Below are 19,842 nucleotides of genomic sequence, written 5' to 3'. Positions count from 1 at the left end.
AATACAGACTTGAGATGGAAAGAAAAAATTATGATTATCGAATTATCGGTTTAAATGGTGATTTGTTGATGATATCGCGCGGCCTTTATTTTGCGGTGTGCTTTTTTTTGCTGATTATTTTTTCTTCATGCAAAAAAAATATTACAATTGAAAATGAACCGAATGATTCCTTTGGCGACGCCGGCATGATTAAGCTTGACTCGGCAATTCAAGGGGTCCTTTCGACACGTGACGATATCGATGTATACCGTTTTGAGGGGCGCTCCCCTGCGATTATCGAAGTAATCCTTTCGCCTGTCAGAGGCGTGAACCATGCCCTGAAAATATGGAAAGGGGATGAGTCACCCGTACTGATAAAACACATCGATGACATGAGGAAATCGTCACCGGAGAGAATGAGCAACCTCTTTGTCGAGGCGGGAGAATATTATATTTCCGTAGGATACGGAGAGAGGGACATCCCCGTTTCGGACCCGACAGGCATCTACAGGCTCGAGGTTAAAACCAGGGCCTGGAGCGACGAGGAGAGAGAACCGAACGATACTCCCGTGAATGCTTCCGAACTGATTCCCGGCCGGGAAGTAAAAGGATTCTTCAGTCCGGCGTACAACCGATTGAATGTACAGGGAGAAAGCCCCCTTAGAGAAGAAGATTGGTACAGGGTAAACATGGATCTCGTAATGGAAAGACCTGTTCTGCTCGATGTGGACCTGACCGGTGTCGAACGTATCAATTCCGTATTAGGCATATATAATTCCAGGATGGAGCAGGTCGGCCTTGCGGATACCGGTGGTATCCACGAGGGAGAAAGCATCAGGGAGATGGGTATTACCGAATCCGGTGAGTATTTTATCCTTGTAGCGGCTAAAAATTTCGAGGCCAACCACGACCAGGAATACCGTTTGACCGTACGAGCCCGTGAATTCGAGTCGGGTATGGAAATGGAGCCAAACGGCGAACCCGCGCGCGCAAATACCATTACCTCCGGTGAAATCAGCGGAAGGATCTTTCCTGCCGGGGATCGGGATGTTTTCCTCTATCACGGAGACGGTCGAGGCCTTTACAGGATAGAACTCATCCCTCCGGAATCGATAGATTTGATGACAGAAATCATTGTATCAGACGGGACGAAGCTCTTCGAAGCCGACAACGGAGGTGGGGGATACAGAGAAGTGATTCCGGCGGTTTTTCTTGTTGGTAATTTTTATGTCGCGGTTCAGTCGAGAAAAAATTTCTTCGACGCGGAGCGCGCCTATACGCTGAAAGTAGTCCGCCTTGCGGGAGCCGAAGAATATGAAACGGAGCCAAATGACCGAAAGGAACAGGCGACTCCTTTTACGCGTTCATCAATAAAGGGATTTACATCTAAGAAAAAGGACCGGGACTTCTATTCACTCGATTACGGAAGAAGGGTCAGGAAAAGCTTTACTCTGCAGGGGGTTACGAACGCGGAATTGAGAATTTCGATAACCGATCCGTTCGGATACAGCATAAAAAGCGAGGAAGTAAGAGGCGCACAATCCGTGAGTTTTACGGAGACGATCGACCAGAAAGGTTTTGTAATAATCGATTCCCTTAAGGAGAATTACGACGAACCGTATATTCTCCTTGTGACGGAGGCGAAATGATTTATCGAAACACGATAATAATTGCATTATTGGCGGCAACGGTTCTTTTCCCGCTACTGTCGTGTCAGACGGGCCCGCTCATGCCCGACGATGGAAGGTTCAAACAACCGGATACGTATAACTTTAAATTCATTGGTTATGATACCAACATTACCAATCCGGAAAATGATAGACGTTCATACTACCGTATCTACATTAACAAAATTGAGATAGGTAGAACCACGATCGGTCTCGAATCCCAGGACAAGTCTTTCGAGTCCAGGATCCAGCCTAACCGTCATTTGCTGGTTGTGGAGAAATGGGCGCTCGACGAAAAAAGCGAGAAGTACGTCAAGCTGAATAATATTCATCAGCCCCGGCCGAACTTTGTCTATTTTGGCCTGCCGGAAAAACGTATTGTGGTTATCACGTTAAAAAACGACATCCTACGGAACAGGACGTCGTTTGAGATAGATTACGAACACGAATAAGCGCGCCAGTTCGATCCGATTAATCGAATGATCGCCGCTCGCCTTCGTTTTTGTCCTCGGCGACGGTGATCATCTTCGGTGAGGCGAGGTAATAATTTTTCACCACTTGAAGAGGAACGATGTAATCCTGGCGGGCGTTCCACATAAGGTAGCCCTTTATTCCGGCGTCATGGACCGCTCTGATCTGCTCCTCGATGTATTTATCGTACGACATTCCGGAGGCGCCCAGCTTCATCTTGAATGTCTGTATGTAGGTCACGATTTCGGCATTTTTAACCCTTTCCTTTGCGCGTTTGGAGGTTAGGAAGACCGTGTGGTAGGGGTCGGCCATTAGTTTCTGGCACCACGTGTAATGGGATGGATATGCCATCGGGCAGATGATATCAACCACCTTGTCGAGTCCTTCCATCCGCTGGCCGATTGAATCATTATTGTTCAATGGAATCCTGCCAAAAATATCAGCCGAAATTTTTGCATCGTACTTTTTAACATGGGCCCGCGCCCGGGCGAGAAAGCCCTCTATAAAGTCGTACTTTTGCTGGAGGGTAAGATGACGCAGTGTGCCATGATCGTTAAATCGTATATAATCGAACTGTATTTCGCGGAACCCATTCTTGCACGCTTTCTCGGCAAGCGCAATCCGCGCCTGTAATTCCGCTTCTGGGACCGGAAACCGTTTAAGGCCATCAGGAAAGACGACTATTCGCGCAATCGGGTGTATGCCGTTTTTGATGCAGAATTCGACATTTTCACGGGGGACCTGGCAGGTATCGTACCGGGACGTATGGACATCGAGCACCATGGCGTTAATGTGTGCGTCCTTCGAAGCGGCCACCAGGCGGGAGAGTTTTTCCATGTTTCTGGCCGAATCAACGGTAAGATAGATACCCCTGTAAAAATTGGGGAATTTATAAGACGATTTATTGTGGGCGGTATCCGAAATGCCGACGTTTTCGGGGTTTTGGCTCCAAATATTGTCTATGTTTTCGAAGCATAGAAAAATTGCAATAGAAGCTGGTACGAGAAGACAGGCTAATTTTTTCATAATTTCTCCAGAATTAGTATTTACAATTACAAGTTTTGCCGCATGGTAAAGGGGAGTTTATGGCTTTTCCGCCGCATGGCGGTAAAGCCTATATTCTCGAAATTCACAGTATCACTTTAATAATCGTCCTGCGGATACAGTGTATTCAATAAAAAAATAACCTGAGAACAGCCCGATTGTCCAGGTTATTCCGTGAATACCCGTCGCAGCGCTTAATTTGAATATGTACGGTCTGACCCGTCAGGAATGCCGGCAAAGAAGCGATCACGGCATTTTGAAGTGTCCTGTATAAACCGCATTCCCCTTTTCTGATTTGGGTGAACCGGCTGATTAAAAGGTCCATGTTCCACTTGGTCAATTAAAATTTTATTTTCGTAAAAACATACACGTACTTGCTGACGGGAATATTATTATGTACATTCATTACAGTCTCCTTGCGCAATAGGAGCGTTTTCCCGCCCGCCATGTAAGGAAGCTGTAAGTATGCATGCTCAGTTATTTCAGAGAGAGGTGGATATGGGGCTGCTTGAACGAATTGAAGATGACCTGCGTGCATCCATTAAGAGTAAAGACGAGGAGAAATTGCGCACCCTTCGAATGCTCAAAGCGGATATTTTATACGAAAAAACGAAGGGTACGGAAGATCTTTCCGAGGAAAGGGTCATTGAAATCGTATTCCGGGGGGCTAAAAAGAGGAAGGAATCCATTGCTGAATTCGAGAAAGCCGGGCGCACCGATCTTGCGGACAGGGAACATGCTGAATTGAAAATTATAGAAGATTACCTTCCCCGACAGATGAGCGAACGCGAAATCGAGAAAGCCGTGGATGCCAAAATCAATGAAATTGGCGGCGCATCCCAGAAAGACATGGGCAAGGTAATGGGATTGATAATGAAGGAGCTCAAAGGACAGGCCGACGGCATCCTGGTCAAGAAGATCGTTGCCGACAGGTTGCTAAACAGGTAAAACGACGGCCCGGGGAATATAACGGGCGGCCTTAGCGGTGTTTCACCAAGAGGAGTCTTTGTCCATACCAAAAGAAACCATCGATATCGTGCGTGATAGAGCGCCGATACAGGAGATCGTAAAAAAATACGTTCCCACCTTGCAGAAAAAGGGTCGGAGCTATGTGGGCCTGTGCCCATTTCACAAGGAAAAAACGCCCTCATTTACAGTTTCAACCGAGAAGCAGATTTTTTACTGTTTCGGATGCCAAACGGGTGGTAATGTTTTCACCTTCATTTCCAAGATAGAACGGCTAAACTTCCCTGAAAGCGTGGTTTTTCTCGGCAATATGCTCGGTATAACCGTCAAGGATGAAAAAATAAAAGAACAGAATGATGAGCTTGATGGGCTTAAAAAAGTAAACCTTGCGGCTATGTCTTTCTACAAGAATATGATCAACTCGCCGCGTGGCGCCACGGCAAAAACCTATCTACTCAACCGCGGAGTTTCCGAACGGAGCATAAGCGAGTTCCATCTTGGATTCGCGCCTGATGACTGGGGTGCGCTGACGGGTTATTTCCGCAAGACCGGTATTAATCAGGTTGTGGCGTCAAAGCTGGGTCTGTTGAGTTCTTCAAACAAGGACGGTTCAATCCATTATTATGACCGCTTCAGGGGAAGGATCGTTTTCCCGATTTTCAACAGGTACAATGAGGTCGTCGCCTTTGGGGGAAGGATAATTGATGCTGGAGAGCCGAAATATCTTAATTCACCGGAATCCGAACTGTTTCAAAAGCGCAATATACTCTACGGGCTCAACATCGCCCGCCAGCATATCGCTTCTCTCGGGCGGGCCATAGTTGTGGAGGGATATCTTGACGTTATCGGATGTCATCAGGCCGGTATTCAAAACGTCGTGGCCCCGCTGGGGACGGCTCTTACGGATATCCAGGTGCGTGTACTCGCAAGATTTTGCAGCGAAATCGTACTGCTCTTCGACGCTGATTCCGCCGGAATAAACGCATCGCTGCGCTCCCTTGATGTTTTGAAAGATATAAGCGTTGACGCAAAGGTCGCCGCGCTGCCCGAGGATGACCCTTTCGATTTTATCAAAAATCGAGGTGTCCGCGAGTTCATGGCGATCGTCGACAGCTCGTCGAAACCGGTCGACTTCAGGATCGAAAGGACGCTCACGGATCCGGGAAACCGGAGCAGGATTGAGGTGCTTCGCAACCTGTTCGCGATTGTGGGCGAGATAGAATATGAGAGCGAACAGAGTCATTATCTAAAAAAAATCAGTACTTTGTTGAAAATCGGCGAAAATGAGATACGTTCTGATTTTAAACGGTATATAGGCAAAAATGATTCCCGCTTTCGATCGGTACAGGCGGAAAAGGCCACCACAAAAACCCGGAAGAAGGCGTCGTACCTGGTCAGGGCGCACAAAGAAATGGTTGAGCTGTTATGCAGACATCCCGAGCTTGTTGAAAAAGCGATAATCGATTTTTCAGAAACCGAGATGGAGGACCCGGACGCGGCCGCTGTTTTCAGTAAAATGGGGGAACTATTTTCAGCCGGGGAAAAGATTTCGGTTGACAGTCTGTTCGATTATTTTCCTGATGGGAGCGAAAAAATTTTCCTTGAGAATTGTCTGGCCAGAGAGTACCGGATAGAAAACCCGGCTGCCGCTTATACCGAAATCTATATCAACATCAGGATGTATATGCTCGAACGTAAAATTGAGCATTACAAGGATAAAATTAGGAAGGCTCAGGCCGGCGAAAGTGCCGATACTAATGTAAATCTCACTGAAATCGAAGTCGAAATCGAAATTCTCACCAGGGAATGGGAGAAACTTTCTTCTTACAAATACAACATACAGACCATATGAAAGTATACTTTACTGGAGTGTCATGAGCAAAAGTGAAATAGTGCTGGAGAATATTCCAGAAGTTAAGAAGCTGATTTTGCTGGGCAAATCGAACGGCGAGATTACCTACGATGAAATAAACGACGTCCTTCCGGACAAGCTGCTCAATTCGGATAAGATCGACGATATTTTCATCCTTTTAAACCAGCTTGGCATCGAAGTGGTCGAGGAGTCCACGCGAAAAGCGGCGCCGCCGGCCCCGGTAAAGAAGAAGAGCTCGGGATCATCGAAAAAATCCTCATCCTCCGCGTCAGAGGATTCTTCGTATATCGACGATCCTATCAGGCTTTATCTCAGGGAAATAGGGAGGGTGTCGCTTCTTTCCGGAGACCAGGAGGTTGACCTTGCCAAAAGAATAGAGGAAGGGGAGCTGCTCATCGAAGACGCGGTGATACATTCAAGCCTGCTGATCAACGACCTTGTAAAAAGCCATCCGAGGGTAAAGACCGGCAAAATTAAGTTAAGCGACGTTTTGCGCATAAGCAAGCTGTACTATTTCTCGTCGGTAGACATGAAACAGCTCGAAAAAAAATATTCCGAAAAGATGACGGTAATCATCGCCGAGGACAAAAAAATCCTTCAGACGCAAAACAAACTGAAAAAAGTGGACGCCGACTCCAAGAAGGCCGATGAAATGCGGTCAAAGATCGATTCCTCCATGAACCTCATCGTCAACTCGGTCAGGGAAATGGAAATAAACGAGGCCGAAATTTCAAAACTCGCCCACAAAATACAGTCAATGGTAAGCAGAATAAAGGACACTCTCGACTTTTTCGGTCAGATCGAGCGAAAGTATGGCAAGGAAATCAAGGAGCTCAAGCACTTCGCGCGCAAGGTCGAGAAAGGGGAGGAAGTCCGCAGCATCATTCGCGAGCTCTCGATTAAAAAGAAAGAAGAGCTCCTTGAGATGGTAAAGGATATTCGCAATAACGAACGAAAAATCAGGCGTATCGAGCAGGAAGCCGGCGCACCGGCCGACAATATCATGAAATGGGGCAAGCAGATCGAGCTGGGACAGCGCAAGATCTCAATCGCCAAAAAAGAGCTTATTAACGCAAACCTGCGTCTTGTCGTTTCAATAGCAAAGAAATACGCGAACAGGGGAATGCATTTCTTCGACCTCATCCAGGAAGGGAATATCGGCCTCATCAAGGCCGTGGACAAATTCGAGTACCGCAAGGGGTATAAATTCTCCACCTACGCGACCTGGTGGATCCGTCAGGCGATTACACGGGCTATATCCGACCAGGCACGGACCATCCGTGTACCTGTCCATATGATAGAACAGATCAACAAGGTGATGAGGGAAACTCGGCTTTTTCAGCAGGAGTTTGGAAGGGAGCCTACGGCCGAGGAGTTAGGAGACAGGCTCGGATGGCCCGTTGCCAAAGTCAAAGGCGTAAAAAACGTCGCTCGTGAACCTATATCCCTCGAAACACCCGTCGGAGAGGAAGAGGATTCGCTCCTTGGCGACTTCATCGAGGACAAGGATGTGGATTCTCCGGCCAACACCGCAGCATACCGGCTGCTGTCCGAGCAGATCCATACGGTGCTCAACACGCTGCCTGCGCGGGAACAAAAGGTTATACGTATGCGTTTCGGTCTTGATGACGGGTATTCACATACGCTGGAAGAGGTCGGCTATGTGTTCAAGGTAACGCGGGAACGTATACGCCAGATAGAGGCGAAAGCCCTCCGTCGTTTGCGGCATCCCACCAGGGCCCGCAAGCTCAAGGATTATCTCGACTACATGTAGTACTATGTGGGCGTATCGCCGCTTTCGAGAAGAGAGTCGAGCAGGTTGCGGGCTTCCCCGACGCTGCGCGCTTCATGGACCGGCGGCCTGCCGCCGTTATCTGACACGATATCTTTAAACCGGGAACTCCAGCCGCCTGCGAACACGCAGATTATAACAGGTTTTCCGTACTGATACGCGTATGCCAGCTCGGTCAGTGTACCGGTCCTGCCGCCAAACGCCACTACCACATCACCGGACAGAACGTTCATGCTGTTGCGGGCGAATCCGATCCCTGAGGCCACAACGGCGGTGCAGTACGAGTTCGCTTCGCTGAAATCGCCGCCCGGCAATATCCCGATCACAATACCGTTCTCGTCCGACGCGCCGTGTGACGCGGCCTCCATAATTCCTCCGCGTCCACCGCATACAAGCGTCCATCCTCTGATGGCGATGTGGCGGCCTATTTCATAGGCTTCATCGAGGAATTGACTGTCGTCGTGCGATCCGATCACCGTTACCTGGCGGCGGATCATTTCCTTTTTTCCCCGGTGGCAAGACGGTGTTCAAATTCCAGTATCTCATTCCAGAAATCGATAATATCCCTGGTTTTTCTGATTGTGAAGGCGCAAGACTGGGAAGGAATAGAACTTCCATGATAATCGAAAGAGGCCTTTTTCTTTTCACAACCTGTCCCGGCGGGATCGGGTATGAAAACGAGGTATTCACGCATAGAAAGCTCGAAAACAACGGTGCCGGAGGTCCCGCATTGCGCATGAAGTGAATCCTTTATGGACGCGGAAATCTTTAGCATTTCCGGCAGTCCCATATGGCTGAAAATACGTTCAACCATATTGAACAGGAAATAATGCGCGTAAACCGAAAGCCCCTCGTCTATTCTGGCCTCTATCCATTTATCAACCGCAGCGCGTCTTTCAGAGAAAAAAGAAAAAAACTGCGGGTGCATTTCATACTCGGCAAAGTCCCGAAACGCTCCGACGAAATTCGCAGTTTTGATGAATTCATTTTCCGAGAAAAAATGTGAGGAGGAAATCGCAGCGAACAGAAGCGGAATTCCGGATTTTCCGGGTATGAGGCAGGCGTAAACCGTATGGGGCAGAGAGTGTGCGTCGCCGGGAGGCATCGAGACGGAACCGCGGGCGCTCAACCGGGAGGAAATTATATCCCGTATTCCCTTTATGGAAACGTTAAAGACGTCGTCGCCGCAGGAGCTCAGGGGCGTCAGAGACCCATGGTCCATGCGGTATATGCCGGTGAAGAGGGCGAAGTTGCCCGTGGAATGGGCGTAGCATAACGACTTCATCGGACCGGCTGAACGATCGGCGCCCCGCTCCAGGGATTCGCAGTCAGAAATCATCTGCCTGTACCTCCGGCGGCACTCCTCCGTGGAGAGCCTTCCCGATGTAAAATCCTTGAGCGTTTCTTTAACCGCGACTACCAGACCTTTTGTCGCTTCGTCCATCTCTTCGCCCGGCTTAATGATTTTCTATAACGCGCATCGCATCGACAGGGGCCGGCAATTTATATATTCATATGCTCCACAATAAGAAGAACAGGATCATCGCGCGATGGATATTGCAAGCTTTTTTATGACCGGATAAAGGCGGAAACTTCCGGTCGCGACCACGATATATTTTCCTCCCATATAAAGCCTCATTGCAGTCGCCAGGCGTGTGCTCTTGTCATTCCCTCGAATTATATGGAATTGAGATGGCTCCCTGTCGTCACCGCGAGCTAAAGGAGTGTAACACCGATCATCATCGAGTTCGTAATATATGATTTGTGCCGGATCCGTGGTTTGGACAATATCGAACATCGACTTAACGTCCTTGTCTTTCATGAATGAGAGGATGAATACCGGTTTTCGGTCCGGATACGCAACCGACAGGCCCTCTGCAAGGGACCGCATCGCCTGTGGATTATGCGCCGGATCGAATAGAATAAGAGGTTTTTGGGACATGATTTCAAGGCGGCCTGGAATGATAAGACCCGCCAAGGCTTTTCTGATTGCAACATCCCCGACGGCAAAGCCCCTGTGTTCAAGCAACAGTGACGCCGTAATGGCAAGCCCGGCGTTTCTCAACTGGAAGCTCCCCGTCGGCCCAAGGAATAAATTATCGATACGTCTCTTTCCGAGACTGTATGAAAAGAATGTTCGACCGCCCTTGGATTGGTTCATTGATCGGACCCGATAATCACGTCCGTTTACGTATAAAAAGGATTTTTTCATCTTCGCCGCGCTCTCGATTGTTTTCAGGGCGTTTCCGCCGTTATTTGATGTAATCACGGGAACCCGATATTTGATAATTCCCGCTTTTTCCATTGAAATAGAGGAAATATCGCCGCCAAGTATGGCCGTATGGTCGAGTGAAATATCCGTGATTACAGAGACAAGGGGCCTGACGACGTTGGTTGAATCGAGCCTGCCACCGAGCCCCGTCTCGATCACGGCAAGATCGACACGTTCATCGCTGAAATAGTTGAAGGCCGCAGCCGTCAGCGCGTCGAAATAGGTCGGATTGAGCCCCCCGGCACTCGATTCGTCCAGTATGCGTTCGAGATAGAACGAAAGGCGTTGAAGGGTAATGGGGCGCCGGTTGATGGATATTCGCTCATTCACCTTCTCCAGATGCGGTGATATATATAAACCGGTTTTGTATCCGGCCTGTTCGAATATCCCGCTGATCATGAATGCCGTTGAACCCTTCCCATTGGTCCCGGCTATATGCAAGGTTTTGATATTGCGATGTGGATTTCCAAGTCGGCGGACAAGTTTGCGCATTGTGGAAAGCGAGTATTTTTCGAATCCGGTATGCCCGGTTTTTTCGTTGTTTATGAACTGCTCGAGGATTCGTGCGGGTTTATTCATTCAGGAAGACTCCTGTCTTGGCGTCAACGCTTCTGCCGGTTCTTCATGTTTCGAATCAGCGCGTCGCGCATTGTTTCGACAGGAGCCTGGCCTGATGTCCATAGTTCGAACTGACGCGCCCCCTGGTACAGGAGCATTTCGGTCCCGAAAACTATCCTGCAGCCGGCCGATTCGGCTGAACCAAGGAGCCGCGTTCGGGCCGGAGCGTATACAATATCAAAAACCGTCATTCCGGGTCTAAGCAGAGAAGGATCGATGGGGCTGGATCCGATATCAGGAAACATGCCCACGGGAGTGGTATTTATTAATATTTGATATTCATCGAGAGAACCATTCGTCAGCGAATCGATCCGGCAGCTCTTAACGTCCTTAAAATAACGCGACAGGTCCGACGCGAGGGCGCCCGCATTTTTTTCGTTTCTGCCCGAAATCGTAACTTCCGCCTTTTCCTCGAGCAGTGAAAAAGCTATCGCGCGCGCCGATCCACCGTTCCCGACAACAAGGGTCTTCCGGCCGCTTATCGAAACCCCGTTCGCCAAGAGGGCCCGGACAGCGCCGTGCCCGTCGGTGTTGAACCCTTTTATAATGCCATCATCATTTATCAGCGTATTGACCGAGCCGATTTTTTCGGCAAGGGGATCGATTTCATCGATATGATCCAGGATGTCTGTTTTAAACGGTATGGTAATGCTTGCGCCGCGGATACCGAGCGCCCGCATTGCCCGTACCGCGTCCAGCGGTTTCTCCGGCTCGAACGCGAGGTAAACGGCGTTCATTCCCAGATGCTCGAATGCGGCATTGTGCATCGCGGGAGAAAGAGAGTGGCGGGCCGGCCTGCCGAAAAGGCAGTATAGTATTGTGTGTGCGTCTGGCTTCATTCAACTGTGACGCTCCGGAGAGGCCCCCGGGTCTTCCTGTCGATATAGTCCGTCGTGAAGGCGGTGCGCTCAACTACCAGAAAAAACGCGTCCTGTTCGATCAGGAACCCATTGTGGTAGTCCGATACGAGAAGCTCCTCTCCGGGCTCGAATTCCACCGTTTTTTCGGTCTCGCCGTCGTAAATTACCAGACCCGCCCTGCCGCCGAGGCAGAGAAACAGCTCGGGGCATGAATGCTTTTCGAGTTCCATGACGTCGTCGGGTGCCAATGCCTCCGGTCGATACAGCCCCGTCCGCCAGTGTCCCTGATCGCAGGAAAAAACATCCCATCGCCGGGCTGGAATGAGTTTCCGCGGCGTATTCTTAAAAACACCATTGACCATGCGCAAAAACCTGCCCGGTAGAACGGATATCGAAACCATTATGATACTGTCACGAATTGATGTTGTAACGCAAACATTTTTCGTTGACATTACCGCAGGAAATGCTTGTCTCACGGAAGCGCCAGGTGGAGAGAGGTTTTTAAATGGGGAAAATCCCTATCATTGTCAGTCCATATTCCAGGAAGAATAAAAAGACAAAAGGAAACTCGATCGAGACATTCAAAAAGATCGGTGGTGACCGTGTGGATGTTCATCCTGCTGCGACAATCGAAGAGCTGGATGCAGTCGCCGAGGACTGCAAAAAAAGGATCATTCCGTTCGTCGCCATATCCGGTGGCGACGGGACCCTGCACCAGGTAATTTCACGGTTTATCAATATCTACGCCCCCGCTCCGATTCCACCGGTAATCATATTGAAAGACGGCACGATGAACAACATCTCAGGCACCATCAAACTTAAAGGGGACGGTTATGCCATACTCAAGAGATTGCTTCGCGCCATGGAGCGCCGCAGGCCGGTTGCTGCGGTAACCCGATACACCATGAGGATCGACGACCGCTATTGTTTCCTTTTCGGTACGGGTCTTACAACCAATGTGCTGAACGCGGTTTACGAAGGTGACAGGAAGGATTTCCCAAAGGTCGCCCGGGTAATAATAAAGGCGTTCAGCGACGGAATAATACGACCGGACAGCTCCCCCCTGTATAGACGTCTTAAGGCAAAGGTCTTCTTTAACGGTGAAGAGCTGGCATCGGACGATCTATTAGGCATTCTCGCGGGAACGGTGGAGGACGTAGGTATGGGATTTCGCCCGCTGAACCGCGAAATGCCCAAGGAGCCGGGATTTCATGTCATCGCGACAGGCGTGAAGCCCACAGTGCTCGCATGGCACATATTGACCCTGGCCAGGGGGGGGACCTTCAATCATCCGCTCCACTATGACAACCATGTGAAGAATCTTCGCATCGTAAGTGACGGTCCCTTTGAGTACACCATGGACGGCGATATGTATTTCGCAGAAAGGGAAATCTACGTAGAAACCGGTCCCACGGTTGCGCTGGTTTCAGTATGACGACGTCCCTGAATTGATCTGCCCACAAGGTTCGCCATGGGGCCGATCATCCCCATCAGGGCGATAAACCTGTCGGGCCTCAATGATTGTTTGCCATCGCAGAGCGCACTCTCCGGGTGGGGGTGCATTTCCACCATCAGGCCGTCGGCGCCGACCGCCACGGCGGCAAGCGAAAGCGGATGTATCAGCTTCCACGTTCCCGCGGCATGTGACGGATCGACGATCACCGGCAGGTGAGTCCGCTGTTTGAGCACGGGGACGGCCGATATGTCCAGCGTGTTGCGCGTTTCCGTCACGAATGTACGGATCCCTCTTTCGCATAAAATGACGTTCAGGTTCCCCTCGGAAAGAAGGTACTCCGCTGAAAGAAGGAATTCCTCGATTGTTAACATCATCCCCCTTTTCAGAAGCACCGGTTTTTTCGTCCTTCCCACTTTTTTCAACAGTGAGAAGTTCTGGCAATTCCGCGCGCCGATCTGGATAATGTCGGAGTATTCCTCGACAACGGGAATATCGTCCTGGTCGAGCACCTCGGTTATTATCGGAAGGCTAAAACTGTCGCCGGCTTTTCGGAGCAGCCTCAGGCCGTCGAGTCCCATCCCCTGGAACGCGTAGGGGGAGCTGCGCGGTTTGTAAGCGCCGCCGCGCAGTATTGAGGCCCCGGAAATTTTAACCGTTTCTGCCGCTTCCATTATCTGGGTTTCGGACTCGATAGAGCAGGGGCCGGCAATCACACAGAGGTCGGAACCACCGATCGTAACGCCGTGGCCGACGTCGATTTCGGTGCCGGTATCCTTGATATTTCTGCTTGCCAGGATATAGGGAACGTCCTGGGGGGCCGGCGAGGCGTTGAGGTCGAGCAGGCGAAGCCTTTCGACCCCGGACGAATCGGCGTTCAGGATAGTGCAGACACTCCCCTGGCTGGTGTTAAACATGCAGGTGCGGTATCCGGCCGATTGAAGACGAGGTACGCTTAAAGTGATATCGGGATTATTGTTTTCCGGAAGGATGAGAATCATGCGATGCCTCCATTGTTCTATAGGTATGAGAACCGCCGGGTTTCCGGCGGTCTTTACCTTCTTAGAGGCATTAAAATGGCCACCGGCATCCCGCCCGTGGCCCCCATGCGCAACAACACCCACAAAGGCTACGGGTTGATTTTATAATAAAAATAAAACCAAAAGTAGTTTTTGGGGCCGATGTTGTTCTTAGCAATCATTATGGTTCATCGAAATAAACGCGTTCGTCTCGCGTATGGCGGTATGTTTAACCATATGCCTGCAATTTGTCAATACCTTTATTGACTATTTTCCTGCATATACGCTGAATTCAAGGATGAAGTGCAAAGTAAAATAATTCATCGGGCGACCTGTAGTCCATGGAACAAAAAGCGAAGGTATTGTATTGCTTTCTCCTCGCGTTCCGTGTATCATTAAAAGGCGACGGCGTTCAGTCCGGGAGCGGCCGCACGGAATACAGATGGTGTCAGGCCCGGGCGGTGAGGATAATCAGGGATAAAATAAAAACAGGGGGGAGACGACATGGGAGACAAGGGCGGAAAGAAGGACAAGGCGAAGCACGACAAGCAGGCGCAGGTGAAAAAAGACTCGAAACACGAAGCGGTAAGGAAAAATTTTATAAGGCAGACGGGGCAGGAGAAACCGGTACCACCGCGATAGATGGCCTGTTCCCGAAGATCGTGGTATGAGGATGATAATATGGAAACCCGGATGAAATAGCGATAAACGGCGGGATCTGTATGAAAAAAATATCGGTTATTCTTATTATTACGTTTCTTTTATCGCTTGCCGGGTCATGTTCAAAAAAGGAAAAAATCAGTATCGCCATCAAGACCAGCCTTGAGGCGAGGTCAATCGAGGGTTTGAGCGTTGTTAACGCCGCGAAGCTGTTTCTGGAAGATTACAAGTGTGACAACATTGAAATAATTTTTTTTGATGACGGATGCCGGTCAAAAAAAACCGTCGAGGCGTATGAAGAGGTAAAAAAAAGCGGAATAAAAATACTGATTACGACTCATATATCAACATGCGCAATCGCAATATACGACCAGCTGAACAGGGATGGTGTGCTTACGTTTTCCACTGCCGCCACTACCGATAAACTGTCGCGGATGGATGATTATATATTCAGGAATATCCAGGATGTTGGGAAAGAGCAGAAGCGCATAGCGGAATATATAAATACAAACGGGTTCAACAGGCTGTTAATAATACGCGATACCGACAACAGCGACTATACTGACCCGGCGATAAAATATTTCCGCGAGGGACTCAGAAGCAGAGAGGTGGCGGTTATTGATATATCAATAGCAAAAGTTGATCACGGCGATCTTCTTCTGAAAATGAAGCGGTATAATTTTAGCTCTCTCTACCTTCTGATGGGGAGTAATGCGAGCGGTGTCGGGGCCATCGCTCAACTCGCGTCTTCAATCAGGCCCGGTATGCGCATCATGTACACCCCGTGGGTCAAATCACCGCTTATTCTTGAAACGGCAGGATCATCCATAAGGCACAGTGTGATTCCTTCGCATTATCCCCCGAAGAATGTAAATGCCCGCAAAGACGCCTATATCTCACGGTTTAAAGAGAGATTCGGATCCTCTCAGATATTTATCGGCCTTAACGTGTATTCGGCGCTCGAAATACTGTACCAGTGCATATCGGCCGGGGAAAAGGATCCGGATGCTATAAAAAAATATATCCTCAATAAAAAAACTTTTCAGACGGAATTCGGAACGCTGACCTTCGATGAGTTTGGCGACGTCGATAGACCGCTATATTTCATCACCGAGATTTCAAAAGAATTCTGACACGCGTTCAGCGAGACAATTGCCGATTGTATCCGAGGGATTGATCTTATTCATGACGGCCCTGTTCGTCTTTTTTATATTTGGATTCATCCATCGGGGCATAAAAGAAGATTGCGTTAACAGACAGATTGACTGCATCGGCATGATAGAAATAATTATTGTTTCATAAATCTCACCCCACGTACACCCTCGGCACCCGCGAGCTGATGCCGCAGAGCACCTCGTAGGTGATCGTGCCGATCTTTTCGCACAGCTCCTCAAGCGGAATCGCGGTGCCGTCCATCTCACCGAAGAGCAGAACGTCGTCGCCGTTGAAGGCGGTGCCGTCGGGCCCTATGTCCGCCATGGTCTGGTCCATGCACACCGTCCCGGCGACCGGGTGGCGACGGCCGCGGATGAGCACCTCGGCCCTGTTGGAGAGCAGGCGGCTGTAGCCGTCGCCGTAGCCCACCGGGAGCGTCACCACGCGCGTCTGGCGCGGTGTGACGTAGGTATGTCCGTAGCTTATGCCGGTGTTCGCGGGGCACACCTTGAAGAACGATACCTTTGTCTTTAATGACATCGCGGGCCGTAGCGCCTCGCCGTTGAAGCGTTCGTCGGGCCGGTAGCCAATGGGGTCGTAGCCGTAGAGCATGATGCCGGGGCGCACCATGGTAAAATGCGATTTTTTAAAGTTGATGATGCCGGCCGAGTTTGCCAGGTGCACCTGCTCCGGAAGAGTTCCTCTCTTCGCCATGGAATCAACAATCGCGTCGAAGCGGCCTATCTGCGTCTCCGTGAAGGCGGCGTCGCACTCGGCTTTGGCAAGGTGCGAGAAGATGCCTTTGACGTTCAGGCCTTCGAGCGCCAGGGTCTCGCCGATGAAGCGCTCGGCGTTGTACCAGTGCACGCCGATGCGCTCCATGCCGGTGTCGATTTTAAGGTGCACAACGGCCGTTTTGCCGAGCGCCTTCGCCGCCTCGGCGATCGCGCGGCTCTTGTCCGGCGACGAGCTCGTAATCTCCACATCGTGCGCGATGAACTGGGGAATCTGCTCGGAGTTGATGGCGCCCATCACCAGTGTCGGTGCGGTTATGCCGTTCTCCCTTAGAAAGACCGCCTCCTCGAGATAGGCCACGCCCAGGCAGTCCACCCCCGCGGCGAGCAGTTCCTTCGAGATGCGCACGATCCCGTGCCCGTAGGCGTTCGCCTTCACCATGGCCATAAGCTTCACGTCCGGCCCGATGAGCGAGCGGACGATGCGGTAGTTGTGGATGAGGTTGGCGAGCGATACCTCGGCCCTGGTGGGACGGCGCGCGTAGGCTTCGTGGGTGAATACCATGATGAATCGTTCCTCCGGAAAGGTGTACCATAGGGCGTCAGCTGGGAAAAAGACAATAGAAATTTGATTCCAGCATGGAGTGTGCGGGATGCGGTGTCGGTATAAAGACGGCCGCCCGATCCCCCGTCCCGACTAAAAATACTTTACAAATAATCAAGCCCATTTTAGCGTACCAGTCGGCTCGCCAGACTGACAGGAAACCTGAAGGCGACGGCTCGCTCTGTCGCCTTTTATCGTTAATGTGCACTTCATAAGCGGGGTTCGCCACGCATTTTAATAGTGGAGGTCTGTTGGATGCTGAAGGAATACAAAACCGATCAAATTCGCAATGTCGCAATACTCGGACACGGCAACACTGGAAAATCGACCCTATTCGACGCCATGCTCCTGATGGGGGGCAAGATCGATAAAATCGGCAATCCCGCAGACGGTACGCTCACCTCGGACTACGACGACGAAGAAAAAAGCAGACAGATTTCCATACGCAGCGCGCTCGGTTTTGTCGAGCTCGACGACGTTAAAATAAACATCATCGACACCCCCGGCATGTCCGACTTTATCGGCGAGGCCCGCGCCGCGCTCCAGGTGGCCGAAACGGCCATGCTCGTGGTCGACGCGGTCGACGGCGTACAGATCGAGACCGAAAAGGCCTGGCGGTACCTCACCGAGAACAACATCCCGCGCATCATCTTTATAAATAGAATGGACAAGGAGCGCGCCAGTTATCAGAAGACCATCGACAATATTACCACCAACCTCGGCGCCAAGGTGGCGCCGCTGTGCATGCCGCTGGGCGAGGGCGCGGCCCTCAAGGGCATCGTGGATCTGGTCGACATGAAGGCGCTGGCGCCCAAGCCCGACGGCAAGGGCGTCACGATCTCCGACATTCCAGCCGAAATCAAACAGGAGGCCGAGAGGCACCGCAACGCGCTCCTCGAGCTCGCGGCCGAGGGAGAGGACGCGCTTATTGAAAAGTTCCTCGACGGCGGCGAGCTCACGGTCGAGGAGATTCGACGCGGCATCACGGCGCAGCTGAGGGCCGCGAAGCTCCATCCGATAATCTGCGGCTCGTCGCTCAAATCGATCGGCATACGCAATCTGCTGAACGTCATCAAGGCCTTCGTTCCGTCGCCCGAAACGGGGCGTGAGTACGACGGGCACGGCATGGGCGACAAGGAGTCGGCTAAAAAAGTGGCGTGTAAGCCCGACCAGCCCTTCGCCGGCGTGGTCTGGAAGACCTACATCGACCAGTACGCGGGCCGTTTCACCTACCTCAAGGTCATATCCGGCGAGCTTCTGCCCGACGCCGAGGTGCTCAACTCCACGCGCAACACCAAGGAGCGCATATCGAAGATATACACCATGGTTGGAAACAAGCAGGTCGACATGCCCAAAATAACCTGCGGCGATATCGGCGTGGTCGTAAAGCTCGAGAAGACCATCACGCGCGATACGCTCTGCGACGCCAAGAACTCGGTGGTGCTGCCGCTCGTCAAACTTCCCAACCCGGTTTTTTCGTACGCCGTCGAGGCGGGCAAGAAGGGAGAGGAGGACAAGATAGGCCAGATCCTGGGCCGCATCACCGACGAAAACCCGACCATCACCTACGCCTTCAATCCCGAAACCAAGCAGACCGTGCTCTCGGGCATGGGCGAGATGCAGCTCGACATGATTTTAAAAAGCATAAGGGAAAGAAACAAGCTCGATGTCGTCACCAGCGAGCCGCGCGTGGCCTACCGCGAGACAATCACTAAAAAGGCCGAGGCGCAGTACCGCCACAAGAAGCAGTCGGGCGGGCACGGCCAGTACGGCGAGGTGTACATCCGCGTGGAACCGCTCCCCAGGGGCGGCGGCTATGAATTCAGCAACGCTATCGTCGGCGGCGTCATCCCGAGGCAGTACATTCCCGGCTGCGAAAAGGGATTCAAGGAGGGCATGGAGGAGGGCGTGCTCGCCAAGTTCCCGGTGGTCGACGTAAGGGTCGAACTGTATTTCGGTTCGTATCACGACGTGGACTCGTCCGAAATGTCGTTCAAGATAGCGGGCCGCCAGGCGCTCAAGAAGGGCATGGAGGCGGCGGGACCCATCCTCCTCGAGCCGGTCATGGAGGTCGATGTCTATGTGGACAAGGACTACATGGGCGATATCCTCAACGACATCAACGGCAGGCGCGGCCGTGTGCTCGGCATGGGCGCCAAGGACGAGAATGACAGCGCCGGACTTTCGGTGGTGAAGGCGAGCGTTCCGCTTGCGGAGATGCAGCGCTACTCCATCGACCTGCGCGCCATGACCAGCGGCAAGGCCGCCTTCGAGATGAAATTCTCGCACTACGATCCCATCTCCGGCAAGATCGCCGAGAAGGTCATAGAAGAGCGTAAAAAAATGCTTGAAGACGAGGCGAATAAGTAATACCAGTGCGGGATAAAAAACAAGAAAAGCCACCCTTAAGGGTGGCTTTCTTATTGGCTCCGGTATGGCATGAACATCGTCATTTTGTATAGACGGAAATTACGAAAACCCCCTCCCGCTTTCGCATACACGCCCCCTGTCGGAGCGCCTGGCGAAAAGGCGGGTGCCCGCAGCGCGGCTCGGTACCCGCGCCAGAGGGCGTAACAATTATCGGCTGTGAGGGTCAGGTATATAGCGATGACGGCACCCGGATCGATCCCCTTGTATATATGGACGCAACCAGAGGGCCGGTTGCCGTTTGGATG

General features: G+C 51.2%; 17 protein-coding genes. 9 read left to right on the top strand and 8 right to left on the bottom strand.

Going from position 1 to position 19,842, the window contains the following annotated elements; genetic code table 11:
• Nucleotides 1-185: 185 nt before the first annotated feature.
• Entirely contained in the window at nt 186-1,628 is a 1,443-nt protein-coding gene (locus VLM75_15080) for a hypothetical protein (protein ID HSV98245.1), read from the top strand.
• Nucleotides 1,625-2,098 carry a hypothetical protein gene (locus tag VLM75_15075; protein ID HSV98244.1) on the top strand — a complete coding sequence of 158 codons (474 nt, stop codon included), beginning with the start codon at nt 1,625-1,627 and terminating at the stop codon, nt 2,096-2,098. Before VLM75_15080 ends, VLM75_15075 begins: the two co-directional genes overlap by 4 nt.
• Before the next feature lie 19 nt (nt 2,099-2,117).
• Here VLM75_15075 and VLM75_15070 read toward each other — a convergent pair whose 3' ends face one another.
• Nucleotides 2,118-2,954 (bottom strand): putative glycoside hydrolase, encoded by an 837-nt coding sequence (locus tag VLM75_15070; GenBank protein ID HSV98243.1) that lies wholly within the window; start codon nt 2,952-2,954, stop codon nt 2,118-2,120.
• Between the two features lie 705 nt (nt 2,955-3,659).
• On the opposite strand from VLM75_15070, the gene VLM75_15065 reads away from it, so the two are divergent.
• Genes VLM75_15065 through rpoD form a run of 3 tightly spaced genes read left to right on the top strand, consistent with a single transcriptional unit; the run spans nt 3,660 to nt 7,774 of the window.
• A complete protein-coding gene (locus VLM75_15065; protein HSV98242.1) occupies nt 3,660-4,109 on the top strand; it encodes a GatB/YqeY domain-containing protein in 450 nt (149 codons plus the stop codon).
• Between the two features lie 58 nt (nt 4,110-4,167).
• Nucleotides 4,168-5,979, top strand: coding sequence for a DNA primase (gene dnaG, locus VLM75_15060; protein HSV98241.1), 1,812 nt, complete (start codon nt 4,168-4,170; stop codon nt 5,977-5,979).
• A gap of 43 nt (nt 5,980-6,022) precedes the next feature.
• Nucleotides 6,023-7,774, top strand: coding sequence for an RNA polymerase sigma factor RpoD (gene rpoD, locus VLM75_15055; GenBank protein HSV98240.1), 1,752 nt, complete (start codon nt 6,023-6,025; stop codon nt 7,772-7,774).
• Between the two features lie 2 nt (nt 7,775-7,776).
• Here the strand turns inward: rpoD and VLM75_15050 are convergent, their stop codons facing one another.
• The 5 genes from VLM75_15050 to VLM75_15030 all read right to left on the bottom strand — a co-directional run bounded on the left by VLM75_15050 (nt 7,777) and on the right by VLM75_15030 (nt 11,790).
• Nucleotides 7,777-8,289, bottom strand: a complete 513-nt coding sequence (locus VLM75_15050; protein HSV98239.1) for a TIGR00725 family protein — start codon at nt 8,287-8,289, stop codon at nt 7,777-7,779.
• Entirely contained in the window at nt 8,286-9,236 is a 951-nt protein-coding gene (locus VLM75_15045; protein ID HSV98238.1) for a hypothetical protein, read from the bottom strand. Before VLM75_15045 ends, VLM75_15050 begins: the two co-directional genes overlap by 4 nt.
• Before the next feature lie 96 nt (nt 9,237-9,332).
• A complete protein-coding gene (locus tag VLM75_15040) occupies nt 9,333-10,643 on the bottom strand; it encodes a folylpolyglutamate synthase/dihydrofolate synthase family protein (GenBank protein HSV98237.1) in 1,311 nt (436 codons plus the stop codon).
• 23 nt (nt 10,644-10,666) lie between these two features.
• Nucleotides 10,667-11,521: a shikimate dehydrogenase gene (locus VLM75_15035; protein HSV98236.1), complete on the bottom strand. Its 855-nt coding sequence runs from the start codon at nt 11,519-11,521 to the stop codon at nt 10,667-10,669.
• Nucleotides 11,518-11,790 carry a hypothetical protein gene (locus tag VLM75_15030; GenBank protein ID HSV98235.1) on the bottom strand — a complete coding sequence of 91 codons (273 nt, stop codon included), beginning with the start codon at nt 11,788-11,790 and terminating at the stop codon, nt 11,518-11,520. The genes VLM75_15035 and VLM75_15030 overlap by 4 nt, the downstream gene beginning before the upstream one ends.
• 257 nt (nt 11,791-12,047) lie before the next feature.
• Here VLM75_15030 and VLM75_15025 point away from each other — a divergent pair, with 257 nt between their 5' ends.
• Nucleotides 12,048-12,977, top strand: a complete 930-nt coding sequence (locus VLM75_15025; GenBank protein ID HSV98234.1) for a diacylglycerol kinase family protein — start codon at nt 12,048-12,050, stop codon at nt 12,975-12,977.
• Here the strand turns inward: VLM75_15025 and aroF are convergent.
• Entirely contained in the window at nt 12,935-13,996 is a 1,062-nt protein-coding gene (gene aroF, locus VLM75_15020; GenBank protein HSV98233.1) for a 3-deoxy-7-phosphoheptulonate synthase, read from the bottom strand. The genes VLM75_15025 and aroF overlap by 43 nt on opposite strands.
• Before the next feature lie 522 nt (nt 13,997-14,518).
• Here aroF and VLM75_15015 point away from each other — a divergent pair.
• Both VLM75_15015 and VLM75_15010 read left to right on the top strand, forming a co-directional pair.
• Nucleotides 14,519-14,656, top strand: a complete 138-nt coding sequence (locus VLM75_15015; GenBank protein ID HSV98232.1) for a hypothetical protein — start codon at nt 14,519-14,521, stop codon at nt 14,654-14,656.
• An 80-nt stretch (nt 14,657-14,736) separates the two neighbouring features.
• Entirely contained in the window at nt 14,737-15,807 is a 1,071-nt protein-coding gene (locus VLM75_15010; GenBank protein ID HSV98231.1) for an ABC transporter substrate-binding protein, read from the top strand.
• 172 nt (nt 15,808-15,979) lie between these two features.
• Here the strand turns inward: VLM75_15010 and alr are convergent, their stop codons facing one another.
• On the bottom strand, nt 15,980-17,128 hold the full coding sequence (alr, locus tag VLM75_15005; protein HSV98230.1) for an alanine racemase: 1,149 nt from the start codon (nt 17,126-17,128) through the stop codon (nt 15,980-15,982).
• A gap of 294 nt (nt 17,129-17,422) precedes the next feature.
• On the opposite strand from alr, the gene fusA reads away from it, so the two are divergent.
• Nucleotides 17,423-19,537, top strand: a complete 2,115-nt coding sequence (gene fusA / locus VLM75_15000) for an elongation factor G (GenBank protein ID HSV98229.1) — start codon at nt 17,423-17,425, stop codon at nt 19,535-19,537.
• The last annotated feature ends 305 nt before the right edge of the window (nt 19,538-19,842 follow it).

The organism is Spirochaetota bacterium (assembly GCA_035477215.1).
Lineage (GTDB): Bacteria > Spirochaetota > UBA4802 > UBA4802 > UBA5368 > MVZN01.
The sequence above is the reverse complement of the archived record's forward strand: the minus strand, read 5'-3'. Positions and strand labels throughout refer to the sequence as shown.